The organism is Kosakonia sp. N21 (assembly GCF_050587465.1).
GTDB lineage: Bacteria > Pseudomonadota > Gammaproteobacteria > Enterobacterales > Enterobacteriaceae.
The window spans coordinates 436780-461003 of record NZ_JBOBHR010000002.1; the positions used below are offsets into that span (position 1 = coordinate 436780).

The following is a 24224-nucleotide window of genomic DNA, read 5'->3' on the forward strand; positions in this document are numbered from 1 at the left end:
TAAAAGATACCACCAGAACGAGGATGGCTCAAGGAAGGCGGGACGGGCTGAAACGGTTAATGAGAATGAATGGTAGAAATAAAGCGTTACCCTCACCGCGCGGATGAGGGTAACGCAGAACCTTACGCCATCAACAACGCATTTACGCGTTTGATAAACAGGTTCGGATCTTCCAGCGTACCGCGCTCAGCCAGCAGGGACTGATCCAGTAACAGCTCGACCCACTCATTAAACCGCGTCTCATCCTGGGTATCCGCCGCACGTTTCACCAGCGGATGATCCGGGTTCAGTTCAAAGATGTATTTCACTTCTGGCGCGCTCTGGCCCGCAGCGGCGAAGAGTTTCGCCATCTGGGTGCTCATTTCATCCGCGTCGGTAACGACAACCGCAGGCGTGTCGGTCAGACGATGCGTCAGACGCACCTCTTTGACACGCTCGCCCAGCAGCGTTTTCACACGCTCAACGAACGGCTCCAGCGCTTTTTCAGCTTCTTTGGCGTTGTCATCCACTTCATCTGCCAGTTTTTCCAGCGACGCATCGGCTTTCGCCACGGACTGGAATGCCTTACCGTCAAACTCGGTCAGGTAGCTCATCATCCACTCATCGATGCGATCGGAAAGCAGCAGCACTTCGATGCCTTTCTTACGCAGCAACTCCAGATGCGGGCTGCTCTTCGCCGCGGCATAGCTGTCGGCGGTGATAAAGTAAATTTTCTCCTGCCCTTCTTTCATGCGCGACACGTACTCTTCCAGCGACACGGTTTGCGCTGAAGAGTCGGTGTGCGTAGACGCAAAGCGCAGCAGTTTGGCAATGGCTTCAATATTGCCGCTGTCTTCGCCAGCCCCCTCTTTCAGCACCAGACCAAATTGCTGCCAGAAGGTTTGGTATTTTTCCGCGTCATCTTTCGCCAGTTTATCCAGCATTTGCAGAACGCGTTTGGTCAACGCTGAACGCAGATTGCGGGTCACGCTGCTGTCCTGCAGAATTTCACGGGAGACGTTAAGCGGCAGGTCGTTGGAATCAATCAGACCGCGCACGAAGCGCAGATAGTTCGGCATAAACTGTTCGGCGTCGTCCATGATAAATACGCGCTGCACATACAGTTTCAGACCATGTTTATGATCGCGGTTCCACATATCCCACGGTGCCTGCGACGGGATGTACAACAGGCTGGTGTACTCCTGCTTCCCTTCTACACGGTTGTGGCTCCAGGTCAGCGGGTCAGTAAAGTCGTGAGCGATATGCTTGTAGAACTCGTTGTACTCGTCGTCTTTGATTTCAGACTTGTTGCGCGTCCACAGCGCCTGCGCTTTGTTGATCTTTTCCCAGCTAACGACGGTTTCGCCGTCTTTCTCTTCCTGTTTTTCGATCTCTACCGGCAGCGCAATGTGGTCGGAATATTTGCTGATGATGGAGCGTACGCGCCAGTCATTGAGGAAATCATCTTCCCCTTCACGCAGATGCAGGGTGATTTCGGTACCGCGGTCGGCTTTGGTGATATCGGCAACGGTGTATTCCCCCTCGCCTGCGGATTCCCAGAACACGCCGCTTTCTGCGCTCTCGCCAGCCGCGCGGGTACGCACGGTAACTTTATCGGCGACGATAAAGGCAGAGTAGAACCCCACACCAAACTGACCAATCAACTGACTGTCTTTTGCCTGGTCGGAACCCATAGATTCAAGGAACGCTTTGGTGCCGGATTTGGCGATAGTCCCCAGATGGTCAATCACTTCATCACGGGTCATCCCGATGCCGTTATCGGCAATCGTCAGCGTACGTTGTTCTTTATCGAAAGAGACACGCACGCGCAGCTCGCCATCGCCTTCATACAGTGACGCGTTGGACAGCGCGCGGAAACGCAGTTTATCCGCCGCATCGGAGGCGTTGGAGATAAGCTCACGCAGGAAGATCTCTTTGTTCGAATAGAGAGAATGAATCATCAGGTGCAGAAGCTGTTTTACTTCTGACTGAAAACCACGGGTTTCTTGTCCTTTCATTGGGAAAACCTCAACAATGCCATTTACAAGGTAAAAAAATGCGTTGAGGGAGAAGTGGGGACAGGCGTAACGCTTTTCAAGCGGAGGCAAAAATTTCTGCCTCCGTTTGGTTAAAAACGAATCTTGTGGCGACCGGCCAGCGAGTGCGACAGCGTGGTGCCATCGACCATCTCCAGCTCACCGCCTACCGGCACACCATGAGCGATGCGGCTGGCTTCGACCTCATATTGCGCGCACAGCTCCGCAATATAGTTGGCGGTTGCCTCCCCTTCCACCGTTGGGTTGGTGGCGAGGATCACTTCCTGGATCTTTTCCGATGCCAGGCGCTGTTCCAGTCTGTCGAGCCCGATGTCATCAGGCCCGATGCCGTCCAGCGGCGACAGATGCCCCATCAGCACAAAGTAGCGACCGGAAAACTGCCCGGTCTGCTCAATGGCGTAGATATCCGCCGGGCTTTCCACCACGCAGATTTGACCGTTTTCCTGGCGGCGGGGATTACTGCAAATGTTGCAGACATCCTGCTCGGTAAAGGTACGGCAATCAGCGCAATGGCCGATTTCCGACATTGCCCGGGTGAGCGCCTGCGCCAGACGCATACCGCCGCTGCGATCCCGCTGCAGCAGCGTAAATGCCATACGCTGCGCCGACTTCGGGCCAACGCCCGGCAGGCAGCGCAACGCTTCCATAAGCTGCGTTAACAGCGGACTGGTCTGCATCAGAACGGCATCTTAAAGCCTGGCGGCAGAGACATACCGGAAGAGACAGAAGCCATCTTCTCTTTCTGCGTTTCTTCAATACGGCGAGCAGCATCGTTGAATGCAGCGGCAACGAGATCTTCCAGCATCTCTTTGTCGTCTTCGAGCAGGCTCGGATCGATCTCCACGCGGCGGCAGTTATGCGCACCATTGATGGTCACTTTCACCAGACCCGCGCCGGATTCGCCAGTCACTTCCAGCTGCGCGATCTCTTCCTGCACTTTCTGCATTTTTTCTTGCATCTGCTGGGCCTGTTTCATCAGGTTGCCCAGACCGCCTTTTCCAAACATAGGCTTCTCTCTTTAGCTGTGGTGACTAACCAGAGTGATAAGTCACATTCAGGGTTGAAAACGGGTAGCCGGAGCTGCCCGTCAAAGGGGACGGATACTCTCTTCATCCAGATCTGCATCAAAAAACCGCTGCAGGGTCTGGATATTGTTATCCGCAATAATCGACTCACGCGCCTGCGCAAGTTTCTCCTCATAAATCGCCTGACGCCATTCCAGCGGCGTACGCACCGCCGGATTATCATCTTCAATGATAGTCAGTTCAATCGCCGAACCGCGTAATTCGCTCAGCGCATCGCTGAGCGCCTTCTGCGCGCCTTGCGAATTAAGGTGACGCTGTGAACTGCGCAGATGCAGACACAGACGCTCGCCGTCTTGTTCTCTCCAGGCATTAAGCGCCACCTGCTCGACCAGTTTTGGCAGTTTAAGCTGGCTGACCTCGCGGGCCCAGGCATCGCGTTCAATGGCCTCTTCCGCCAGTTTCTTCGCCAGCTCCGGCGTTTTTTCATGCTCCAGCGCTTTTTTCAGCGCCTTCGGTGTGGCAACGACTTCTTTGACCTCTTCAACGACGGTCGTGGCCTTCCAGCGATAGGCCTCTTTTTTCGCAGGCGTCTGTTCGAGCGCCGACGGCGCCGGGCGTGACTGCGCGCGCTCGGTCACCGACGCCAGTCGTTCCAGCGCGGCGTTATTCACCGGCCGCGCGCGGGAAGCGGCTGCCGGTTCACTCTTTTTTGCTTTGTCGGCTCCCTGCGCTCGCTGCAACTGCCTGCGCGCCGCCAGCACCTGGCTGGTGGCATCCGGCATCGGCGCATCATTTTGCGGCGGGGCCGGAGGCGCTACGGGCGCGGCCTGCTGCGGTGTCATCACCGCAGTAGGGGCAACCGGAGCAAAAGCGTGTTGCACAGCTTCAGGCGCTGGCAACGGCGTGCGCGGATGGAACGCCAACGCGCGCAACAGTGTCATCTCGACGCCCATCCGGCGATCCGGCGCATAAGGTAGCTCTTTGCGGCCAATCAATAACGTCTGGTAATAGAGCTGTACATCCGTTGGTGGCACCGTGCGGGCCAGTTCACGCACCCGATGTTCAACGGGCGCCATGTCGCTGCCCAGCGCCGAAGGCGTCAACTGAACCATCGCAATGCGGTGCATCAGCGTTTGCATTTCCAGCAGCAGCGCTTCCCATTCGACACCGCGGGAGGCCGCCTCATTCACCTGCGCCATCACGCGTTCGCCATTGGCGGCGACCACCGCTTCAATCAGCGACAACGCCTGATCATCGTTCAGCGTGCCCAGCATGGTGCTGACCACCGCCGCAGAGAGTTTACCGTCGCCGCTGGCGATCGCCTGATCGGTCAGACTGAGCGCATCACGCAGGCTGCCGTCTGCGGCACGCGCCAGCAGTTGCAACGCGCGCAACTCATGCTCAATCTTCTCTTCATCAAGAATATGTTCAAGCTGGCTGCGGATCTGATCGACATCCAGCGCCTTAAGATGGAACTGCAGGCAGCGGGAGAGAATGGTGACCGGCAGTTTTTGCGGATCGGTCGTTGCCAGCAGGAATTTGACGTGCTCAGGGGGCTCTTCAAGCGTCTTCAACAGCGCGTTAAAGCTGTGGCGCGAGAGCATGTGCACTTCGTCAATCAGATAGACTTTGAAACGACCGCGCGCCGGTGCGTACTGCACGTTATCCAGCAGGTCGCGCGTGTCTTCAACTTTGGTGCGTGACGCGGCGTCGATTTCAATTAAATCAACAAAGCGCCCTTGTTCGATTTCCCGGCAGTTATCACAGACGCCGCAAGGCGTGGCGGTGACGCCGGTTTCGCAGTTCAGCCCCTTCGCCAGCAAACGGGCGATAGAGGTTTTCCCGACGCCCCGGGTGCCGGAAAACAGGTACGCATGATGTATGCGCCCTGAAGATAGGCCGTTCGCCAGTGCAGTCAGCACATGCTCCTGGCCGACGACGTCAGCAAAAGTTTGTGGTCGCCATTTTCGGGCTAAGACCTGATAACTCATTGGCAGGCTCTGAAACGCTGGAAGGTGGATTTACGAAGGGATAATGCTAACACAGCATATGCTGTTAATACACTTCATCCCTCAGGCGCAAGCCCGAAGGATGAATGCGCGGGCAGAAGAATCAATGCCCCGGGAACGGCACCAGGCTGTAGGAGGTAACGCCTTGTTTTTCCAGACGCTGCTCGCCGCCAAGGTCGAACAAATTGATAATAAACGCCGCATCGGTCACTTCACCGCCCAGACGACGGATCAGTTTCACGGTGGCTTCAATGGTGCCGCCTGTCGCCAGCAGATCGTCCACCACCAGCACTTTATCGCCGGCCTGAATGGCGTCTACATGGATCTCTAACTGGTCAGTACCGTACTCAAGTTCATAGCTTTCGGCGATGGTTTCGCGCGGCAGTTTACGCGGTTTACGCACCGGTACGAAACCGACGCCCAGCCCCAGCGCAACCGGTGCGCCAAACAGAAAACCACGTGCTTCGGTCCCTACTACTTTGGTGATCCCGGCGTTTTTATAACGTTCAACCAGCAATTCAATGCTGAGAGCATACGCTTTCGGGTCTTCCAGCAAACTGGTGACATCACGGAACAGGATGCCCGGCTTCGGGTAATCCTGAATGCTTTTGATGCTGTCTTTAAGAAATTCAAGCTGCTGCGCAGTCGCTGTCATGGATATTTGCCTGATAGAAACGGTGTTACTCACGGTACGCGCTTTTAAGGTTTCATGTAACCACTGATTAACATTTAACCAGCCGCACCCGTGCTCGAAAACGCTCGAATTTACTGGCTGAGCGCGACAATTGCAACTGCCTTCGCTGCGCTTTACGGTTTTTGTTGCTTTGTATCAATCACCGGGATACGCCACATAAAAATGAGCAAGCAGGCCAGGATAACCAGCAACAGAATACGCACCCACATCATCTTCACTAAGTATAATGAAACGGCGAACGTCAGCAGAATAATAGCGACAGCGCGCGGCTTTGCACCGGGCGGCATTGCGCGGTATTGCTGCCAGTGGCGCAAATAGCCGCCAAACCAGGAGCGGTAGAGCAGCCAGTGGTGAAAACGCGGCGACGAACGCGCGAAACACCACGCCGCCAACAGGATAAACGGCGTCGTCGGCAACAGGGGCAGCACCACGCCAAGCGTACCAAGCGCTACCGCCAACCAGCCAATGATGATTAAAATAGTACGTTGCATAATGCGAATCGTTATCAAGATGAACGGCTAATGTAGCACAGGAAGGGCTATTTACAGGGGAAGATCAATGAAAAGCGCCGCGCTTTTACAGACGCTGGAACAGCAGCTGGCAGTGCTGCGCCAGCAGGCCGCGCCGCTGGCGCAGCATGCGACCGTAAGTCCACGCTTCGATCGGCATCTTTTCCGTACCCGCAGTACGCAAATGCAGGCTTATGTGGATGAAATTGCGGACAATCTACTGGCATTGCGCCATGCCGTTGACAGCAACAGCCTTGCCCAGGTCGTCTGGCTGGCGGAACATCTGACCGCGCAAATCGCCGCCTTAACCCGCGAGAGCGCCGTCTGGTCGCTGCGTGAATGGGATCATGCTTCTCCCGCCGTTGCGCGCTGGCAGCGGAAGCGCTTACAGCATCAGGACTATGAACGTCGGCTGTTGGAAATGCAGCAACAGCGCGAGCAGCGGTTGAGCCAGGCGACAACCTTTGTCGAGCAGCAACAGTTGCATAAAGAAGTGGCCGCGTTAGCCGCAAGGCTCGCCCGCTGTCGCAGCGCTCTGGATAAAATTGAGCGTGTACTGGCGCAGTTAACCCGTTAACCAAGGAGTAAGCATGTCACTGGAAAATGCCCCGGATGAAGTCAAACTGGCCGTCGATTTGATTATGTTGCTGGAACAGCATGAGATGGCGCCGGAACTGGTGTTAAAAGCGCTGGAGATTGTGAAGCGGGATTTTGAGAAGAAACTGGAATCCTGTTAACCCTCTCCCGTGACGGGAGAGGGTTGAGGAGAAAATTACGCCTGGTGTACTGGCGTCGGGTCATCCCCTTTCAGATCGCGTTTCACTTCAGTCAGCTCATCACCTTTTGCATTACGCAGGTGCACTTCAAGCTGATTAAAGGCGATATCAATGTTGTTCTCGCGGCACAGTCGGTCGATGGTACGGTTGAGCTCATCCACCGTGTAGCTGCGATCGCGCAGTTCACGGACATACAGACGCAGTTCATGATCCAGCGTGCTCGGGCCGAAAGTGGTAAAGAACACCGATGGCTCCGGATCGTGCATCACTTTCGGGTGATCCATCGCCGCCTTCAGCAGGACTTTTTTCACTTTATCCAGATCGGAGCCGTACGCCACACCGATGCGAACCACCACACGGGTAATGGTATCGGACAGCGACCAGTTGATCAGACGCTCCGTAACGAAGGCTTTGTTCGGGATGATCACCTCTTTACGATCAAAGTCGGTAATAGTGGTGGCACGAATACGAATTTTACTGACGGTCCCGGAGAAGGTGCCAATGGTCACCGTATCGCCAATGCGCACCGGGCGCTCGAACAGAATAATCAGGCCGGAAACAAAGTTACCGAAGATTTCCTGTAAGCCGAAGCCCAGACCTACAGATAACGCCGCCGCCAGCCATTGCAGTTTGTCCCACGATACCCCTAACGAGCCGAACACCGTGACGGCGCCGACCGCGATAATGGCGTAATTGAGAATGGTGGTCACCGCATACGATGAACCCTGTCGCATATTCAGCCGCGAGAGGATCAACACCTCCAGCAAGCCCGGTAGGTTGCGGATCAGCGCCCACGCCACGATAAAGACAATCACCGCAAACAGCAGGCTGCCCAGCGTGACGCTCTTCATGACTGCCGCGCCCGCTTCCGTACCGTTGTAGTGCCACAAGGTAATGCTGTCGAGATACGCAAACACCGAGATCAAATCAGACCAGATGGCCCAGAACACCACGCCAAACAGCGCAACCATCACCAGCATGGTGATACGCAATGTCTGCTGGTTCACCTGCTCCAGCGCGATGGTCGGTTCTTCCTGCGGCTCAGCGCCTTCCGCCCCCTCTTTCACCATGTTCTGGCGACGCGCCAGCGCGCGGCGATAAGCAATACGACGGGCAGCAACGCTCAAACCACGCAATACCGTCTGGTAGAGCAGGTTCCAGATAATCACCAGATAGACCGTTTCGATCCAGCGACCGGCAAGACGCAGCGTGGTGTAAAAATAACCCGTTGCGGTCAGCACCATTAACGCTATGGGTACAATCGCCAGCACGGTCACCGTCACCAGGCGTATGCTGTGGGACTCTTTGTCGCGCCAGCTTTCGCGGAACATCGGCCAGACCAGTGCGGTGATCAGCAGCAGATTAAGCAGGATGACAAACTGCCCGGCAACGTCATCCATCAGATGCAGCGGAGAGAGCTCCGACACCACCGACCAGAAATGCAGCGGCAACAGCGCCAGGCTGATGCGCACAATCTGCCGACGCCAGTGGCTGGTAAGCTGCTCAGGCATATTGAAGTGGCTGACAGCAACGCCATTCTTTTCCAGTACTTTCCAGCACAGGCCAAACACCAGCCAGAACAGCGCCAGTTTTTTACTGAAAGCCCACAACAGCTCGCTGATATTAAGCTGCATGGTAAGCAGGATCAGCCCGATCGCCAGAATCAACAAACAGACCGGCATCGCGCGGATCAGATCGATCAGAATCGCTTTCGGGGTATGGAGCTGGCTGTCATTGCGTAACTGACCAACCTGATCCGCCAGCTTCGCCTGGTACCCTTTTAGCCAGTTCAAACGCCAGCGAATAAGACCAGCAACCAACAGCAGCGGTAAACCGGCCAGGAAGGCAATCGCCACCGCAGGCCAGGCTTTCTCCCAGTTAACGGTGATCTTCGCGGATTTAATCTGATCGTGCAGCGCCTGTGGGAAGGCTTTAAACCAGTCCCAGTCCATGGGCTTATTGCTGTTTACCCAGAAGATCTGCTGGGTCAGGATATCTTGCAAGCTGTTGGAAACGCTCATCAACTGTTGCTGGTTAACCTGCAGGTTAATGGCCATCATCAGTTGATTGCCGAGCTGCTTGTTCAGCTGATCCAGCAGCTCGCGGCGCATATCCACCACTTGCAGGAGCGCATCGTGCACTTCATCGTTGACGTCGCTCTGATGGCCTTCCTCCAGTTTGGCGACGAAGGCATCGCTCTGGAACAGGGCATCACGCTGTTGGTTGACATCGAACTGCTCAATACGCAGATCCGCAATGCGGTTAGTCATATCTTTCAGCTCGTCTGCCGACGGCAGCGTCTGCTGTTGCTGATACAAAATGCGTGACAGCAGCAGGCTGCCCTTCAGCACCGCAATTTGCTCTTTGATATTGCGTTCAGACTGCAGCGCGCGATCCAGCCAGTTTTTCACTTTGATATTTTGCTGGACCAGCGAGTTGCCGTTCTCTGTTGCGGTGATCAGCTTCTGGCTCAACTGATGGTTGATCTCCAGTTCTTGCTTCACCAATGGATTCTCTTGAATACGCGCAGTTTCATCCGGCGTTACTGCTTGTTGCGCGGTTTTTTCCGTCAGCGTCAGACGTTTGTTATTTACCGCCTCCTGCAACAACTGCAACTGATGCTCAAGACGGTTACCGTTCGCGGTAACATAGTCGCGCTGTTTTTGCAGCGTATCCTGCAGTGTGGTGTTGCCTTCGAGACTTTTACGCAATTGTTCAATTTGCGCATTCAATAACGCCTGCTGCACCTGCAACAGCGCCTGTTGCGTGGGTCGCAATGCCCCCTCGCCTGCCGACGTGCCGTTCAAGCGGTTGCGGATTTGCTGCAACTGCTGCGACGCGTTGTACATGGCGTTTTGCACGCGTTCCGGCTGCGTCTGCAGCGACACCAGTTGGCTGTTATAGGTGGATAGATCGTTCTGTGCGGTTTGCAAATCTTCAAGCAATTGCGACATGCGGGATTCAAGCTGGCGCAAAGAGAGCGTCGCCAGCGTCTTACGCGTTTCGTCGTCATTGTCTTTATCGCCCAGCGCATTCAGCGCATCCGTCGCCTGACGCATTTTGTCCGGCGCCTGTGCGACTTTCTGCTTCAGCAATGCAGTTTCTTGCTTCACCCGGTCAATTTTATCGAGGGCATCCAGCGTCTCGGTCAGATCCTGAATGACCCGCTTGTCCTGCGCCGAGTGATCTTTTTGCTTATTCAGTGCGTTGAGCTGATTTTGCACATCGGTGCGGGAAGGTAAGTCGTTACTTGTCTCCGCCCAGGCAACGTTGCCCAGCAGGCTTGCGATGACAAGAAACAACGCGGCAGCAAAAGCTGCAAACGTATTACGCGTGCGATTGTTGTGCGACATAATTTGCGTGATCGGTTTCTGTACGGGAAAGGTGGTCGGGATGACCACGCGCGAAGAATATCACGCCGTCAGACAACAACCTAGAACAGTGAGAAGCCTCCAGGAAAAATCCTGGCGGCTTAGCGTTTACGCGTTTAGCGTCTCGCGATCGCTGCGCAGCGTCGGGCAGAGCTGGCACATCTCCAGCAGGATGGCCACGTAATCTCGTGCTTCTTTTTTTAAATCAAAGGATTGCGGTGCAAAGAGCCAGTTTTCCATTATCCCGGATATGTACGCGCGCATCAGCACAGCCACACGCCGGGTCAGTAAGTTGGCTGGCAACAATTTTGCCTGAATACATTCTCTCAGCGTATGCTCGATGCGATCATAACTTTCAAGGCTCAAATTACGCTGCGCTTCCTGAACAATCGCCATTTCGCCAACAAACTCACATTTGTGGAAAATGATCTCCATCATTAAACGACGTCGCTCTTCAACAACTGTCGCTTCAAGGATATAAACCAATATTTCTCTTAAAACAGAAAGTGGATCGTCGGGGAATTTTGCCCGATACTCAATCTCAAGATCGCCAATACTGGACTCCGACAGCTCCCAAATTTCACTGAACAATTCCGACTTGTTTTTGAAGTGCCAATAAATCGCGCCGCGAGTTACACCCGCCGCCTGTGCAATTTCCGCCAGCGAAGTAGAAGAAACACCCTGCCGGGAAAAGAGCCGCATGGCGACATCAAGAATATGCTGTCGCGTCTCCAGCGCCTGTTGTTTGGTTTTTCGTGCCATATGTTAGTGAATTTACAGGAGTCAGATTTACATACATTTGTGAATGTTTGTACCATAGCATGACGATAATATAAACGCAGCAATGGGTTTTTGGGCATTTGATCCATTGATCAATTTGAAATCGGACACTCGAGGTTTACATATGAACAAAAACAGAGGGTTTACGCCTCTGGCGGCCGTTCTGATGCTTTCGGGCAGCTTAGCGCTTACAGGATGTGATGATAAACCTGCGCAGCAGGGAGCGGGCCAGATGCCGGAAGTTGGCATCGTCACGCTGAAATCAGAACCTCTGCAAATCACCACGGAATTACCGGGCCGAACCACTGCATATCGCATTGCAGAAGTGCGTCCTCAGGTCAGTGGCATCATTTTAAAACGCAACTTTACTGAAGGCAGTGACGTTGCAGCAGGTGTCTCGCTCTATCAGATTGATCCCGCAACCTATCAGGCTGCTTACGAAAGTGCGAAAGGCGATCTGGCCAAAGCACAGGCGGCGGCCAACATCGCTCAGATGACGGTCAATCGTTATAAAAAACTGTTAGGCACGAAGTACATCAGTCAACAGGATTACGATACTGCGCTGGCGGATGCGCAACAGGCGGATGCATCGGTTGTCGCGGCGAAAGCTGCCGTTGAAACCGCACGTATCAACCTGGCGTATACAAAAGTCACCTCGCCAATCAGCGGACGCACCGGAACCTCAACGGTGACGGAAGGCGCGCTGGTGCAGAGCGGGCAAACCACCGCACTGACCACCGTGCAGCAACTTGATCCGATCTACGTAGACGTGACCCAATCCAGCAATGATTTCCTGCGCCTGAAACAAGAGATGGCGAACGGTACGCTGACTCAGGAAAACGGCAAAGCGAAAGTGGAGCTGGTGACCAACGACGGTGTTCAATATTCACAAAGCGGTACGCTTGAATTTTCCGGCGTGACGGTTGACCAGACCACCGGTTCAATCACGCTGCGTGCGATTTTCCCGAACCCGGATCACACGTTGCTGCCTGGCATGTTCGTTCGCGCCAAACTGGAAGAAGGCACCAACCCTAATGCGTTGCTGGTACCGCAGCAGGGCGTAGCCCGTACTCCGCGTGGCGATGCGACGGCAATGGTGGTTGGCGAAGGCGACAAAGTTGAAGTGCGTAACATCGTCGCAAGTCAGGCGATTGGCGATAAATGGCTGGTTACCGATGGTCTTAAAACAGGCGATCGCGTGATTATCGCCGGCTTACAAAAAGTTAAACCGGGCGTGCAGGTTAAAACCCAGGAAGTGACATCTGACAATAAACAGCAAGCCCAGGCCGGCGGCCAGTCAGAGAAACCGAAGTCTTAACTTAAACAGGAGCCGTTAAGACATGGCTAAGTTTTTTATCGATCGCCCCATTTTTGCATGGGTTATCGCGATTATCATCATGCTGGCGGGGGCGTTGTCGATCCTCAAATTGCCGGTAGCGCAATATCCAACGATTGCGCCGCCTGCGATTCAGATCACCGCGTCCTACCCGGGTGCTGATGCGAAAACGGTGCAGGATACCGTGACGCAGGTTATCGAACAGAACATGAACGGTATCGATAACCTGCTCTATATGTCTTCCACCAGTGATTCCTCTGGTACGGTGCAGATCACCATCACGTTTGATTCCGGTACCAATGCGGACATCGCGCAGGTTCAGGTGCAGAACAAACTGCAACTGGCCATGCCGTTGCTGCCGCAGGAAGTACAGCAACAAGGTGTGAGTGTTGAGAAATCATCCAGTAGCTTCCTGATGGTTCTCGGTATGATCAGTACCGACGGATCCATGACGCAGGAAGATATCGCGGACTACGTCGGTGCGACCATTAAAGATCCGGTCAGCCGTACCTCGGGTGTGGGTGACGTTCAGCTGTTCGGTGCGCAGTATGCAATGCGTATCTGGATGGATCCGAACAAACTCAACAACTTCCAGCTGACGCCGGTTGACGTGATCTCCGCGATTACCGCGCAGAACGCCCAGGTGGCAGCCGGTCAGTTAGGCGGTACACCGCCGGTGAAAGGGCAGCAGTTGAACGCCTCCATCATCGCGCAGACCCGTCTGACCTCAACGGAAGAGTTCGGCAAGATCCTGCTGAAAGTGAACACCGATGGCTCGCAGGTTCGCCTGCGCGACGTGGCGAAAATTGAGCTCGGCGGCGAAAGCTATGACGTTGTCGCTCGCTACAATGGCCAGCCAGCGGCTGGTCTGGGGATCAAACTGGCGACCGGCGCTAACGCGCTGGATACCGCAGAAGCGGTGCGCGCCACGATTGCCAAACTGGAACCGTTCTTCCCGCATGGTCTGAAAGTGGTTTACCCGTACGACACCACCCCGTTCGTTAAAATCTCGATTAACGAAGTGGTGAAAACGCTGGTTGAAGCGATCGTACTGGTGTTCCTCGTCATGTACCTGTTCTTGCAAAACTTCCGCGCAACGCTGATCCCGACGATCGCGGTGCCGGTGGTGCTGCTCGGGACGTTCGCGATACTCGCCGCCTTTGGCTATTCCATTAACACCCTCACCATGTTCGGTATGGTGCTGGCGATAGGCCTGTTGGTGGACGATGCCATCGTGGTGGTGGAAAACGTCGAGCGTGTGATGATGGAAGAAGGCCTGCCGCCAAAAGAGGCGACGCGCCGTTCCATGGGGCAGATTCAGGGTGCGCTGGTCGGTATCGCATTGGTTCTGTCGGCAGTATTTATCCCGATGGCCTTCTTTGGCGGTTCGACCGGGGCAATCTATCGCCAGTTCTCCATTACGATCGTTTCCGCGATGGTGCTGTCTGTTCTGGTTGCCTTGATCCTGACGCCAGCACTGTGCGCCACGATGCTGAAGCCAGTTGCCAAAGGCGACCACGGTGAAGGCAAGAAAGGCTTCTTCGGCTGGTTCAACCGCATGTTTGAGAAGAGCACGCATCACTACACCGACAGCGTGGGCAACATCCTGCGCAGCACCGGTCGTTATTTGCTGCTGTATATTCTTATCGTTGCGGGAATGGCGATTCTGTTCGTTCGTCTGCCCAGCTCGTTCCTGCCTGACGAAGACCAGGGCGTATTTCTGACCATGGCCCAGTTGCCTGCGGGCGCAACGCAAGAGCGTACGCAGAAGGTGCTGGATGAGGTTACGAAATATTATCTGGAAAATGAGAAAGACAACGTTAACTCCGTATTTACCGTTAACGGCTTTGGTTTCTCAGGTCGTGGGCAGAACACCGGTCTGGCGTTCGTTTCGCTGAAAAACTGGGATGAACGTCCTGGTGAGCAGAACAAAGTTCCGGCGATTGCAGGTCGTGCAAGTGGGCACTTCGCGCAAATTAAAGATGCGATGGTGTTCGCCTTTAACCTGCCAGCGATTGTGGAACTGGGTACGGCGACAGGCTTTGACTTCCAGCTGATCGACCAGGCGAACCTGGGCCACGATAAGCTGATGCAAGCCCGTAACCAACTGTTCGGTGAAATTGCGCAGCATCCTGACTTGCTGGTGGGCGTACGCCCTAACGGTCTGGAAGATACGCCGCAGTTCAAGATCGACATCGATCAGGAAAAAGCCACGGCGCTGGGCGTCTCCATCAGCGATATCAACACAACGCTGGGTGCAGCCTGGGGCGGCAGTTACGTTAACGACTTTATCGACCGCGGTCGCGTGAAGAAAGTGTACGTCATGTCGCAGGCGAAATTCCGTATGTTGCCAAGCGATATCGGCAACTGGTATGTCCGTGCAAGCGATGGGCAGATGGTTCCCTTCTCGGCCTTCTCCAGCACGCACTGGGAATACGGTTCACCGCGTCTGGAGCGTTACAACGGTCTGCCATCCATGGAACTTCTTGGACAGGCAGCACCAGGTAAGAGTACCGGTGAAGCAATGGCGATGATGGAGCAACTGGCCAGCAAACTGCCGACCGGTATTGGTTATGACTGGACGGGGATGTCCTATCAGGAACGTCTCTCCGGTAACCAGGCGCCTGCGCTGTATGCTATTTCGCTGATTGTGGTGTTCCTGTGTCTGGCAGCATTGTATGAGAGCTGGTCGATTCCGTTCTCAGTGATGCTGGTGGTTCCGTTGGGGGTTGTGGGTGCACTGCTCGCCGCAACGTTCCGCGGTCTCACCAATGACGTGTACTTCCAGGTTGGCCTGCTGACAACCATTGGCTTGTCGGCGAAGAACGCGATACTTATCGTCGAATTCGCCAAAGATCTGATGGATAAAGAAGGCAAAGGGCTGATTGAAGCAACACTGGAAGCCGTGCGTATGCGTCTGCGCCCGATTCTGATGACGTCACTGGCGTTTATCCTCGGGGTACTGCCGTTGGTTATCAGCTCCGGTGCTGGCTCCGGTGCGCAGAACGCCGTGGGTACCGGCGTAATGGGCGGGATGATCACTGCAACCGTACTGGCTATCTTCTTCGTTCCGGTGTTCTTTGTGGTGGTGCGCCGCCGCTTTAGCCGCCGCAGCGAAGACATTGAGCACAGCCATAAGGTTGAGCAGCACTGATACCCTCCAGGTATCTATATTAGAAAAGGCCGCGCGTAGCGGCCTTTTTCATTTCAACGCTCACACCAGGAAAGAACTTATTGTCAGTTTGTTTATTTCATGCGAAAGATATAAGGCATATAATTACTGTGTATTTGAGGTACATCTTATCTCTTAGGTATTATTCTTAATTATCACCTGCATTCTGTTTAAGTGAGAATAATCCTGGCTGAATTATTCGCAACACCGGAATAATCCCGTTCTCGCTAACTTAATGAATAGTAAGGAACCTCGGGCAATAACGCTCATAAACACAACAAAATTCGCCCTCAAATCGCACAATTATTTCGCCCCACGTCGGCAGAAAAAGACAATAATTGTAATTTTTCGTAATAGCGCAATGAAATTCGATTAGGACTGTCTTATAGTTATAATCAATCAACAGCGCAGCATTAGTCTCTGGTCAGAGCAGAAGTACCCATCCCGATACAGTGTTCGGTTAGTAAAAAAATTACCACTCAGAAGGGGATGCGTTATGGACGAATACTCGCCGAAAAGGCATGATATCGCACAGCTCAAATTTCTCTGCGAAACTTTGTACCATGATTGCCTCGCTAATCTCGAAGAGAGCCATCATGGTTGGGTTAACGATCCTACTTCAGCAATCAACCTGCAGTTAAACGAGCTGATCGAGCACATCGCAACCTTCGCGCTCAATTATAAAATTAAGTATAATGAAGATAATAAGCTGATTGCACAGATAGACGAATACCTTGATGATACGTTTATGTTGTTCAGCAGCTATGGCATAAATACACAAGACTTACAGAAATGGCGTAAAACAGGTAACAAACTGTTCCGCTGCTTCGTCAATGTGAGCAAGGCTAATCCTGTTAGCCACTCTTGTTAATATTTCAACACTAAGGTGAAAGTATGTCCGAAAAACCATTAACAAAAATTGATTATTTGATGCGGTTACGGCGTTGTCAGACTATTGATACATTAGAACGCGTAATTGAAAAAAATAAATACGAACTTTCAGACGATGAACTTGCGGTGTTTTATTCTGCAGCCGATCACCGACTGGCAGAGCTGACTATGAATAAGCTTTATGACAAAATCCCCTCCTCCGTGTGGAAATTTGTACGCTAATTCTCTGTACTGTTTATTTACGTTTTTTTCTGTAACACAGCGTTCAGCCTCATTGACAGGTGTATCCGATCCCGATGAATGAAGAAAAACAGAAAATGGTGGCAGGCTTGCCGTATCAGCCCGCAGATGAAACGCTGCGCGCAGACCGACTCCGCGCCCGCCAGCTGCTTCATCGTTATAACCATTCAGCACCTGAAGAAAAAGCCGAACGCAAAGCCATACTGACGGAACTCCTCGGTCAAAGCGATGGCGCTTATATTGAACCCAGTTTCCGCTGCGATTATGGTTACAATATTTTCCTCGGCAAAGAATTCTACGCCAATTTTGACTGCGTCATGCTTGATGTTTGTCCTATCCATATTGGCGATAATTGCATGCTGGCGCCTGGTGTACACATCTACACAGCAACACATCCGCTCGATGCCGTTGAACGCATTAGCGGTATTGAATATGGCAAGCCTGTCAGCATTGGGCACAATGTGTGGATTGGCGGCCGGGCCGTGATCAATCCCGGTGTAACGATCGGTAATAACGCGGTGATTGCATCGGGGGCGGTGGTGGTGAAAGACGTTCCCGCAAATGCGGTCGTCGGTGGCAATCCTGCCTGCATTATTAAAATGCTGGCCTCCCCGGTTCAGTAACTGTTATCGTTTTTTGGGGCAAAACTGTTACTTTTTTCACACAAAGTGGCAACTTAAAATAGTGTGTCCACTTGCAAAACCGTATCAGTAAAGGCCAAAAATGACAGAGATACAACGGCTGCTCACCGAAACGATTGAAGAGATCAACCAGCGCGAGAAACGGGATAACCGTCCACGCTTCAGCATCAGTTTTATCCGCAAACATCCGGGCCTGTTTATTGGCATGTACGTAGCCTGGCTGGCGACGCTCGCGGTCATGTTGCAATCAGAAACCCTGTCCGGCTCCGTCTGGCTGCTGGTGGTCCTCTTTATTGCCTTTAACGCCTTTTTCTTTTTCGACGTCTATCCCCGTTATCACTATGACGATATCGACGTACTCGATTTTCGCGTCTGTTATAACGGCGAGTGGTATAATACCCGTTTTGTGCCCACAACGCTGATTGATGCCATCCTGCATTCACCTCACGTTGAAACCGGGCACAAATATCAGTTACGGCAGATGATGGAGCGAAAAGGCGAGCTCTCGTTTTACGACGTGTTCACCCTCACCCGCCCTGCTGTTGTACAACCAGGCGGTTAAGCGTACGCACTGCCGCGGTAAACTGGCTGGCGGACGTATTGCCATAACCCAACACCAGCCCGCTGGATGCAGCGTCTGGTTGCAACCAGAAACGGCTCAATGCGTGCGGCGCAAGCTGTGCTTTCCGCGCTTCACGCACCACCGCCACATCATCGATTCCCGGGATCGACAACGTTAAATGCATTCCCCCGCCGCCGCCATAAACGCGATGTGGAGCCGTCATCTCTTGACGCAGCGCCGCCAGCAGATTCCCCTGCCGCTTGCGGTAAAGACGGCGCATGGCCGCCAGGTGGCGCGCATAATGCCCATCCTCAATAAAGCGCGCCAGCGTGAGCTGCTCGCCGCGGTGACCACCCCGCAATAAACTGCTAATCGCCGGCCTGGCTACCTGTGCGAGCGCGGGCGGCATCACCATAAACCCAATACGCAGCGACGGAAACAGAGTCTTACTGAAGGTTCCTATGTAAACCACCGGCGGATGGCGACGCATGCCAAGCATGGCCGGAATAGGATCGCCGGGGTAACGGAATTCACTGTCATAATCATCTTCTACAATCCAGCTTCCCGTGCGCTGTGCATAATCCAGCAGCGCGAGACGCCGCGTCGCACTCATCACCTGGCCAAGGGGATACTGGTGCGACGGCGAGGTGTAAATCATACGCGGAGATGTCGCATCGGTACTCAGCACCATGCCTTCATCATCAATGGGTCTGCCGCTAATCTGTAACCCGGCAGACAAAAACGCGCTTTTCGCTCCACCATAACCAGGCTCCTCCACCCAGGCATGATCCCCCTCATCACACAGTAAACGCACGCACAGCATTAATGCTTCCTGTGCCCCTTCGGTAATGACGACCTGTTCCGCTTCGCAATTGATGCCACGAGAGATAGCGAGGTGACGGGCGATGGCAGTACGTAAACGTAACTCTCCCGCCGACTCCCCATAGTTCAGCAATGTGCTGCCTTCACCGCGCCATACACGCTCCATCAAGCGCCGCCATACGGCCAGCGGAAAGTAATTTACCGCCGGAATGCCGGGCGTCAGCGCCAGCGCCGGTGAGTGCCGTTGCATACCGCCGGGCAACGCCTGCATACGTCGGGCCAGCGCCACTGGCGGCAGACTCTCAGGCCTGGCGTCTCCGTTCGCCAGCGTTAATATTCGCGTTCCCTGCCGGTCGCGCAGCACGTACCCTTCGATCGCCAGTTGCTCCAGCGCCGCATTCACCGTATTGCGCGACAGCGCCAGTGCCTGCGCCAATACCCGCGACCCCGGCAACTGGCTATTCGCCTTCAGCGCGCCGCTAAGCACCGCATCACGCAGTGCCACATATAACACCCGCTGCCGCGTTGCCCCTGCACGGGCTGTCAAAGCCTGATGCAGCAGCGCGTACAACCCCTCTTCCGGAATATTCATTTCGTGTCTCTTCGTGGCCCCATAAAACTATATCCTTATGGTTCTTTTTATGGAACCAGCACAGCGCTACGCTGCCTGTTCAGCGAAAAGGAGGCACCATGAGTCCGTTAAATCACTATCAACAACCCATCGGCAGCGCGTTACCCGACTGGCAACCCCGCCCTTTCCCACAGCGCATTGTGCTGGAAGGGCGTTATTGTCGCCTTGAACCGCTTGCCACCCGGCATGCCAGCGCCCTGTTTCAGGCGCATCAACAGGCAGAAGATGAACGCAGCTGGACGTGGCTGTTGCGTGACGCGGATAAAGATGAAGCCTCGTTCCGCGCGTGGGTGAGCAGCGTCTGTGAACTGCGCGATCCGCTGCATTTTGCCGTTATCGATAAGCGAACGGACTCGCCGGTGGGCAGCCTGTCACTGATGCGTATTGATGAGAAAAACGGTGTGATGGAAGTGGGTAGCGTGCATTTCTCTCCGCTGCTGTCGCGCACGCCCGCGTCAACCGAAGCACAGTGGCTACTGATGCGCTACGCCTTCGATACCCTGGGGTATCGCCGCTATGAGTGGAAATGTCACAGTCTGAATGAGCCGTCACGCCAGGCAGCGCTCAGACTCGGTTTTCAGTTTGAAGGCCGTTTTCGCCAGGCGCTGGTCACGAAGGGCCACAATCGCGACACCGACTGGTTTTCGATTATAGACAGTGAATGGCCACACGTTGATCGGGCTTTGCAACGCTGGCTTGCCGCCGACAACTTCACCGCCGACGGCAAGCAACGTTTCCCCCTGGCGTCATTACGCGCTTAACGTTTTTTCTTTTTGCCCTGCACCGCTTTAAAACGCGGATTGGATTTACAAATCACATATAAACGCCCCTTGCGCTTGACGATTTGGCAGTCAGGGTGGCGTTGTTTTGCGCTCCGCAACGAGTTCAGCACCTGCATGGTTTACTCCTTTTTATCCGTGAAAAAACGGCCATAACGCTGCTGGAAACGTGCCGCGCTGCCTTCGTTCGCAATCACTTTCTGTTTGCCGGTGTAATACGGATGCGAAGCGGATGACACATCGATGGTGACATACGGGTAAGTGACCCCGTCGAGTTCGATCTCACGGTCCGTCCTGATGGTGGATCCGACTTTGAAGTATTCATTTGCGCTGGTGTCGTGGAACACCACCGTCCGGTAGTGGGGATGGATATCAGGTCTCATTATGGGCTCATTTGTTTTGTTATAACATAACAAAAGTCTACCCAACTTAATTTCGCATTTCAAGCGATCCGCGTTATGCGTTTTTTGCAAAAGCACATGATCCTGCCCGGTCATAAATTAGAAAAGAACGTTATTGGTTGAATGCGTTGCCATCAGGCAAGCTGTAAACATCACCCAATGCGAGGAATGAAAAATGCGCTGTTGTTGTCCCCGAACCCTGAAATCACACAGAAAACCGTTACCTATTGCCTTCGGAGAACACAATGAACGCAACGACATTACCGCTCCTCGATCTTGCCCGCTATCACGGCGCTGAACGCGACGCTTTTCTTACCGACCTGCGCCACGCCGCGCGCGATATTGGCTTCTTCTACCTGATTAATCACGGCGTCGACGACGCACTCCAGCACGCTGTCCAGCGCGAAGCCCAACGCTTCTTCGCCCTCCCTGATGAGCAAAAACAGCAGGTGGCGATGATCCACTCGCCACATTTTCGCGGCTACAACCGCGCCGCGTCTGAACTGACCCGTGGGCAACCCGACTGGCGCGAACAATTCGATATTGGCGCAGAACGCCCGGCATTATTACTTAGCGATGATGATCCCGGCTGGCGACGCCTGCAAGGCCCGAACCTATGGCCGCAAACGCTGCCAACATTAAAACCGGCGCTGCTCAACTGGCAACGTGCCATGACCACGATGGCGACCCGTTTATTACGCGCCTTTGCCGAAGCCCTGCAACTGCCCGCGACAGCGTTTGACGCACTGTACGGCGACAAACCCAATGAGCATATCAAGCTGATTCGCTATCCCGGCCAGCAAGAGACGCAAAGCGCACAAGGTGTGGGCGCGCATAAAGACTCCGGTTTCCTGAGCTTTCTGTTGCAGGATCAACAGAAAGGGTTACAGGTCGAAGTGGCGCCAGGCCGCTGGATCGATGCCGCACCGCTGCCCGGTAGCTTTGTGGTGAATATTGGCGAGTTGCTGGAACTGGCGACCAATGGCTACTTGCGTGCCACCGTGCACCGGGTCGTTTCTCCGCCGGCCAACCAGCAGCGGCTCTCCATTGCGTTCTTCCTCGGCGCGCAACTGGACGCCGTGGTGCCGGTTTACACCCTGCCGCCCTCCCTGGCGCAGGAAGCCCCCGGTCCGGAGAGCGATCCGCACAATCCACTGTTGCGCGATGTGGGGTGGAATTACCTGAAGGGACGCCTGCGATCCCATCCGGATGTTGCAGAACGTTATTACCGCGATGTGCTGCGCGAACGCACAGAACAATTGATCGTCTGACCATAACAAACACAGGAACACACATCATGAAACATGCCACTTTTACTCTGGCAGGGGTAGCACTGTCTCTTTCACTGGTATGGACTTCCGCACAAGCCGACGCGCTGCGCGTCGCCGCCGATCCGGTTCCGCATGCCGAAATCCTTAACTACATCAAAAAGATTGATCCGAAGCTGGATCTGAAAGTGGTGGAACTGACCAGCGGCGCCAACGCCAATGAGTTGCTGGCAAACGGCGATGTCGACGCCAACTATTTCCAGCATGTGCCCTACCTGAAAGATCAGGAAAAAGCGCTGGGTAAAACCTTTGCTGTCGCCGCCACGGTGCATATTGAACCGCTCGGTATCTATTCGCATAAATACAAAGACGTTAAATCCGTGCCGGATAACGCCACCGTTGCCGTTCCCAACAACGCCACCAACTTAAGCCGTGCGCTGTTCCTGCTGCAAAGCCAGGGACTGATTAAACTGGCGGCGAAATTTACCGATCCGGCCACCACGCTGGCGACCCCGAAAGACATTGCCGAAAACCCGAAACACCTGAAGATCCTCGAAGTGGAATCGCCGCAAATCCCGCGTTCGCTGGATGATGTAGATCTGGCGGTGATCAACGGCAACTATGCGCTGGAAGCAGGCTTAACGCCGTCGAAAGATGCGCTGGGACTGGAAAGCGCCAGCCACAATCCGTATGCCAATATTCTGGTCACCAACCCGCAACTGGCGAACGATCCACGCATTAAGGCGCTGGCGAAAGATCTGACCTCACCGCAGGTGGCAGAGTTTATCCGTAAGCAGTACAACGGCTCGGTGATCCCGGTTGCGCCGCAATCATGATTGAGATTGAAGGGCTGAGTAAAATCTACGCCGGAGCAGGCCGACCAGCGTTAAAAGATGTGTCGTTAAGCGTGCCGAAAGGGGCGATTTACGGCATCCTCGGGCGCAGCGGCGCGGGAAAAAGCACGCTGATCCGCTGTCTGAATCTGCTGGAGCGGCCCACAACGGGCCGCATCATTGTCAATGGCAGCGACATTACGCAACTGGATAAAGCCGGGCTGCGCGAACACCGTCTGCGTACCGGCATGATTTTCCAGCACTTCAATTTACTGCATGCGCGCACGGTGGCCGACAATGTCGCCGTGCCGCTGGAAATCGCTGGCGTACCGAAGGTGTTGCGCCAGGCTCGCGTTGAAGAGTTGCTTTACCTCGTCGGTCTGAGCGAAAAAGCACAGGCTTTTCCTTCTCAGCTCTCCGGTGGTCAGAAGCAGCGCGTTGGCATTGCCCGAGCGCTGGCTGCCAGACCGGATGTCCTGTTGTGCGACGAAGCCACCAGCGCGTTAGATCCGGAAACCACCGCCTCGGTGTTGCAACTTCTTGCCAATATCAACCAACAGTTAAAACTGACCATCGTGCTGATCACCCATGAGCTGGAGGTGGTGAAAACCCTCTGCGATCACGCCGCGTTGCTGGAAAACGGCGAAGTGGTTGAAAGCGGGCGCATCGCCGATCTACTGGTCGCCCCCTGGTCGCGTCTGCGTCAGGCGTTATTGCATGATCCCCAGGCCGAGCGGGATTTCCTCGCCCGCCATGGTTTCGACGGGAGGCCCTTATGCGTGGTCGCATGAACTGGGAAGATCTCTGGCCATTGCTGGTCAACGGCACGCTGGAAACCCTCTATATGGTGGGGCTGGCGGCACTTTTCACCATCCTGATCGGTCTGCCGGTCGGCGTATTATTGTTTATTTCCCGCAGCAATGGCCTGGCGCCAATGCCAAAAATAAATGCCATCCTGGGCACGCTGATCAACATCGGTCGTTCGTTGCCGTTTATCGTGCTGCTGATTGCGTTGATCCCTTTCACTCGTCTGCTAATTGGCACCACGCTTGGCAGCACCGCGGCGGTGGTTCCGGTGACCATTGGCGCGTTTCCCTTTTTTGCCCGCCTGACGGAAAGCGCACTGGATGAAGTCGATTACGGGCGGATAGAAGCCATTCTGTCGATGGGCGGCAATATCTGGCATGTGATCGGCAAAGCATTATTGCCAGAAGCCCTGCCAACGCTGCTGGCAGCGATCACCTTAACCGTGGTGATGCTGATTGGTTTTACTTCGATGGCCGGGGTCATTGGCGGCGGTGGTCTGGGCGATCTGGCTATTCGCTATGGCTATCAGCGGTTTAACGATCAGGTGATGGCCGGAACGGTGATCATACTGGTTGTCATGGTGCAGGGGGTACAAATGACCGGAGAGCGCCTGGTGCGCCGACTGGCGCACCGACGGTAAC

The 24224-nt window shown here is 54.4% G+C and carries 24 protein-coding genes and 1 other annotated feature; of the genes, 13 read left to right on the forward strand and 11 right to left on the reverse strand.

Annotation, left to right across the window (positions count from 1 at the left end):
- Positions 1 to 122: 122 nt before the first annotated feature.
- From htpG to ACQ3G7_RS05805, 6 genes are all read right to left on the reverse strand, one after another.
- Positions 123 to 1997, reverse strand: coding sequence for a molecular chaperone HtpG (htpG, locus tag ACQ3G7_RS05780; RefSeq protein WP_430889163.1), 1875 nt, complete (start codon positions 1995 to 1997; stop codon positions 123 to 125).
- A gap of 110 nt (positions 1998 to 2107) precedes the next feature.
- The gene (gene recR / locus ACQ3G7_RS05785) at positions 2108 to 2713 is read right to left on the reverse strand and encodes a recombination mediator RecR (RefSeq protein ID WP_263097751.1); all 606 of its coding nucleotides are present in this window, start codon (positions 2711 to 2713) and stop codon (positions 2108 to 2110) included.
- Entirely contained in the window at positions 2713 to 3042 is a 330-nt protein-coding gene (locus ACQ3G7_RS05790) for a YbaB/EbfC family nucleoid-associated protein (RefSeq protein WP_023478246.1), read from the reverse strand. Before ACQ3G7_RS05790 ends, recR begins: the two co-directional genes overlap by 1 nt.
- Before the next feature lie 81 nt (positions 3043 to 3123).
- Positions 3124 to 5052, reverse strand: a complete 1929-nt coding sequence (dnaX, locus tag ACQ3G7_RS05795; RefSeq protein ID WP_430889164.1) for a DNA polymerase III subunit gamma/tau — start codon at positions 5050 to 5052, stop codon at positions 3124 to 3126.
- Positions 3727 to 3791: a sequence feature (DnaX frameshifting element), on the reverse strand. Its footprint overlaps the gene before it by 65 nt.
- A gap of 121 nt (positions 5053 to 5173) precedes the next feature.
- Complete coding sequence (gene apt, locus ACQ3G7_RS05800; protein ID WP_263097753.1) at positions 5174 to 5725, reverse strand: adenine phosphoribosyltransferase; 552 nt, start codon at positions 5723 to 5725, stop codon at positions 5174 to 5176.
- 152 nt (positions 5726 to 5877) lie between these two features.
- The gene (locus tag ACQ3G7_RS05805; protein WP_263097754.1) at positions 5878 to 6255 is read right to left on the reverse strand and encodes a DUF454 family protein; all 378 of its coding nucleotides are present in this window, start codon (positions 6253 to 6255) and stop codon (positions 5878 to 5880) included.
- 67 nt (positions 6256 to 6322) lie between these two features.
- Between ACQ3G7_RS05805 and priC the strand changes: the two genes are divergently transcribed.
- Together priC and rsmS are read left to right on the forward strand one after the other, a co-directional pair.
- Positions 6323 to 6850, forward strand: a complete 528-nt coding sequence (gene priC / locus ACQ3G7_RS05810) for a primosomal replication protein N'' (protein ID WP_430889165.1) — start codon at positions 6323 to 6325, stop codon at positions 6848 to 6850.
- A 13-nt stretch (positions 6851 to 6863) separates the two neighbouring features.
- Positions 6864 to 7010 (forward strand): pleiotropic regulatory protein RsmS, encoded by a 147-nt coding sequence (gene rsmS / locus ACQ3G7_RS05815; RefSeq protein WP_071890056.1) that lies wholly within the window; start codon positions 6864 to 6866, stop codon positions 7008 to 7010.
- A 35-nt stretch (positions 7011 to 7045) separates the two neighbouring features.
- On the opposite strand, the gene mscK is transcribed toward rsmS, so the two are convergent.
- On the reverse strand, positions 7046 to 10402 hold the full coding sequence (gene mscK / locus ACQ3G7_RS05820; protein ID WP_430889166.1) for a mechanosensitive channel MscK: 3357 nt from the start codon (positions 10400 to 10402) through the stop codon (positions 7046 to 7048).
- Between the two features lie 126 nt (positions 10403 to 10528).
- The gene (gene acrR, locus ACQ3G7_RS05825; RefSeq protein WP_263097757.1) at positions 10529 to 11182 is read right to left on the reverse strand and encodes a multidrug efflux transporter transcriptional repressor AcrR; all 654 of its coding nucleotides are present in this window, start codon (positions 11180 to 11182) and stop codon (positions 10529 to 10531) included.
- Positions 11183 to 11324: 142 nt separating this feature from the next.
- On the opposite strand from acrR, the gene acrA reads away from it, so the two are divergent.
- The 6 genes from acrA to ACQ3G7_RS05855 all read left to right on the forward strand — a co-directional run bounded on the left by acrA (position 11325) and on the right by ACQ3G7_RS05855 (position 18042).
- Entirely contained in the window at positions 11325 to 12518 is a 1194-nt protein-coding gene (gene acrA / locus ACQ3G7_RS05830; protein WP_263097758.1) for a multidrug efflux RND transporter periplasmic adaptor subunit AcrA, read from the forward strand.
- A 22-nt stretch (positions 12519 to 12540) separates the two neighbouring features.
- Complete coding sequence (acrB, locus tag ACQ3G7_RS05835; protein WP_263097759.1) at positions 12541 to 15690, forward strand: multidrug efflux RND transporter permease subunit AcrB; 3150 nt, start codon at positions 12541 to 12543, stop codon at positions 15688 to 15690.
- Between the two features lie 514 nt (positions 15691 to 16204).
- Positions 16205 to 16579, forward strand: a complete 375-nt coding sequence (gene tomB / locus ACQ3G7_RS05840) for an Hha toxicity modulator TomB (protein ID WP_061497094.1) — start codon at positions 16205 to 16207, stop codon at positions 16577 to 16579.
- Between the two features lie 23 nt (positions 16580 to 16602).
- Positions 16603 to 16821: a hemolysin expression-modulating protein Hha gene (gene hha, locus ACQ3G7_RS05845; RefSeq protein ID WP_061497097.1), complete on the forward strand. Its 219-nt coding sequence runs from the start codon at positions 16603 to 16605 to the stop codon at positions 16819 to 16821.
- A 74-nt stretch (positions 16822 to 16895) separates the two neighbouring features.
- Positions 16896 to 17462, forward strand: coding sequence for a maltose O-acetyltransferase (gene maa / locus ACQ3G7_RS05850; RefSeq protein ID WP_430889167.1), 567 nt, complete (start codon positions 16896 to 16898; stop codon positions 17460 to 17462).
- 100 nt (positions 17463 to 17562) lie between these two features.
- Positions 17563 to 18042, forward strand: coding sequence for a YlaC family protein (locus ACQ3G7_RS05855; RefSeq protein WP_430889168.1), 480 nt, complete (start codon positions 17563 to 17565; stop codon positions 18040 to 18042).
- Here ACQ3G7_RS05855 and pdxR read toward each other — a convergent pair.
- A complete protein-coding gene (gene pdxR / locus ACQ3G7_RS05860) occupies positions 18008 to 19456 on the reverse strand; it encodes a MocR-like pyridoxine biosynthesis transcription factor PdxR (RefSeq protein ID WP_430889169.1) in 1449 nt (482 codons plus the stop codon). The two genes, ACQ3G7_RS05855 and pdxR, sit on opposite strands and share 35 nt — an antisense overlap.
- 98 nt (positions 19457 to 19554) lie before the next feature.
- On the opposite strand from pdxR, the gene ACQ3G7_RS05865 reads away from it, so the two are divergent.
- The gene (locus ACQ3G7_RS05865; protein WP_430889170.1) at positions 19555 to 20256 is read left to right on the forward strand and encodes a GNAT family N-acetyltransferase; all 702 of its coding nucleotides are present in this window, start codon (positions 19555 to 19557) and stop codon (positions 20254 to 20256) included.
- Here the strand turns inward: ACQ3G7_RS05865 and ykgO are convergent.
- Both ykgO and ACQ3G7_RS05875 read right to left on the reverse strand, forming a co-directional pair.
- The gene (ykgO, locus tag ACQ3G7_RS05870; RefSeq protein ID WP_088236752.1) at positions 20253 to 20393 is read right to left on the reverse strand and encodes a type B 50S ribosomal protein L36; all 141 of its coding nucleotides are present in this window, start codon (positions 20391 to 20393) and stop codon (positions 20253 to 20255) included. The genes ACQ3G7_RS05865 and ykgO overlap by 4 nt on opposite strands.
- 3 nt (positions 20394 to 20396) lie before the next feature.
- Complete coding sequence (locus ACQ3G7_RS05875) at positions 20397 to 20657, reverse strand: type B 50S ribosomal protein L31 (RefSeq protein ID WP_061497109.1); 261 nt, start codon at positions 20655 to 20657, stop codon at positions 20397 to 20399.
- A gap of 263 nt (positions 20658 to 20920) precedes the next feature.
- Between ACQ3G7_RS05875 and ACQ3G7_RS05880 the strand changes: the two genes are divergently transcribed.
- From ACQ3G7_RS05880 to ACQ3G7_RS05895, 4 genes are read left to right on the forward strand one after another with little or no spacing between them, the layout of a single operon-like run.
- Positions 20921 to 21946 (forward strand): isopenicillin N synthase family dioxygenase, encoded by a 1026-nt coding sequence (locus tag ACQ3G7_RS05880; RefSeq protein WP_430889171.1) that lies wholly within the window; start codon positions 20921 to 20923, stop codon positions 21944 to 21946.
- Positions 21947 to 21972: 26 nt separating this feature from the next.
- Positions 21973 to 22779: a MetQ/NlpA family ABC transporter substrate-binding protein gene (locus ACQ3G7_RS05885; protein ID WP_430889172.1), complete on the forward strand. Its 807-nt coding sequence runs from the start codon at positions 21973 to 21975 to the stop codon at positions 22777 to 22779.
- Complete coding sequence (locus tag ACQ3G7_RS05890) at positions 22776 to 23567, forward strand: methionine ABC transporter ATP-binding protein (protein ID WP_430889173.1); 792 nt, start codon at positions 22776 to 22778, stop codon at positions 23565 to 23567. The genes ACQ3G7_RS05885 and ACQ3G7_RS05890 overlap by 4 nt, the downstream gene beginning before the upstream one ends.
- Positions 23564 to 24223 (forward strand): methionine ABC transporter permease, encoded by a 660-nt coding sequence (locus tag ACQ3G7_RS05895; protein ID WP_263100952.1) that lies wholly within the window; start codon positions 23564 to 23566, stop codon positions 24221 to 24223. Before ACQ3G7_RS05890 ends, ACQ3G7_RS05895 begins: the two co-directional genes overlap by 4 nt.
- Position 24224: the final 1 nt, after the last annotated feature.

Excerpts from the sequence above, each read along its gene's own strand:
- ACQ3G7_RS05895 (WP_263100952.1), top strand. The coding sequence starts at position 23,564 with ATGAACTGGGAAGATCTCTGGCCATTGCTGGTCAACGGCACGCTGGAA.
- ACQ3G7_RS05880 (WP_430889171.1), top strand. The coding sequence starts at position 20,921 with ATGAACGCAACGACATTACCGCTCCTCGATCTTGCCCGCTATCACGGC.
- htpG (WP_430889163.1), bottom strand. The coding sequence starts at position 1,997 with ATGAAAGGACAAGAAACCCGTGGTTTTCAGTCAGAAGTAAAACAGCTT.
- dnaX (WP_430889164.1), bottom strand. The coding sequence starts at position 5,052 with ATGAGTTATCAGGTCTTAGCCCGAAAATGGCGACCACAAACTTTTGCT.
- ACQ3G7_RS05790 (WP_023478246.1), bottom strand. The coding sequence starts at position 3,042 with ATGTTTGGAAAAGGCGGTCTGGGCAACCTGATGAAACAGGCCCAGCAG.
- ACQ3G7_RS05875 (WP_061497109.1), bottom strand. The coding sequence starts at position 20,657 with ATGAGACCTGATATCCATCCCCACTACCGGACGGTGGTGTTCCACGAC.
- mscK (WP_430889166.1), bottom strand. The coding sequence starts at position 10,402 with ATGTCGCACAACAATCGCACGCGTAATACGTTTGCAGCTTTTGCTGCC.
- rsmS (WP_071890056.1), top strand. The coding sequence starts at position 6,864 with ATGTCACTGGAAAATGCCCCGGATGAAGTCAAACTGGCCGTCGATTTG.
- ACQ3G7_RS05805 (WP_263097754.1), bottom strand. The coding sequence starts at position 6,255 with ATGCAACGTACTATTTTAATCATCATTGGCTGGTTGGCGGTAGCGCTT.
- ACQ3G7_RS05885 (WP_430889172.1), top strand. The coding sequence starts at position 21,973 with ATGAAACATGCCACTTTTACTCTGGCAGGGGTAGCACTGTCTCTTTCA.
- ACQ3G7_RS05890 (WP_430889173.1), top strand. The coding sequence starts at position 22,776 with ATGATTGAGATTGAAGGGCTGAGTAAAATCTACGCCGGAGCAGGCCGA.
- ACQ3G7_RS05855 (WP_430889168.1), top strand. The coding sequence starts at position 17,563 with ATGACAGAGATACAACGGCTGCTCACCGAAACGATTGAAGAGATCAAC.
- ACQ3G7_RS05865 (WP_430889170.1), top strand. The coding sequence starts at position 19,555 with ATGAGTCCGTTAAATCACTATCAACAACCCATCGGCAGCGCGTTACCC.
- pdxR (WP_430889169.1), bottom strand. The coding sequence starts at position 19,456 with ATGAATATTCCGGAAGAGGGGTTGTACGCGCTGCTGCATCAGGCTTTG.
- acrA (WP_263097758.1), top strand. The coding sequence starts at position 11,325 with ATGAACAAAAACAGAGGGTTTACGCCTCTGGCGGCCGTTCTGATGCTT.
- ykgO (WP_088236752.1), bottom strand. The coding sequence starts at position 20,393 with ATGCAGGTGCTGAACTCGTTGCGGAGCGCAAAACAACGCCACCCTGAC.
- acrR (WP_263097757.1), bottom strand. The coding sequence starts at position 11,182 with ATGGCACGAAAAACCAAACAACAGGCGCTGGAGACGCGACAGCATATT.
- acrB (WP_263097759.1), top strand. The coding sequence starts at position 12,541 with ATGGCTAAGTTTTTTATCGATCGCCCCATTTTTGCATGGGTTATCGCG.
- recR (WP_263097751.1), bottom strand. The coding sequence starts at position 2,713 with ATGCAGACCAGTCCGCTGTTAACGCAGCTTATGGAAGCGTTGCGCTGC.
- apt (WP_263097753.1), bottom strand. The coding sequence starts at position 5,725 with ATGACAGCGACTGCGCAGCAGCTTGAATTTCTTAAAGACAGCATCAAA.
- tomB (WP_061497094.1), top strand. The coding sequence starts at position 16,205 with ATGGACGAATACTCGCCGAAAAGGCATGATATCGCACAGCTCAAATTT.
- hha (WP_061497097.1), top strand. The coding sequence starts at position 16,603 with ATGTCCGAAAAACCATTAACAAAAATTGATTATTTGATGCGGTTACGG.
- maa (WP_430889167.1), top strand. The coding sequence starts at position 16,896 with ATGAATGAAGAAAAACAGAAAATGGTGGCAGGCTTGCCGTATCAGCCC.
- priC (WP_430889165.1), top strand. The coding sequence starts at position 6,323 with ATGAAAAGCGCCGCGCTTTTACAGACGCTGGAACAGCAGCTGGCAGTG.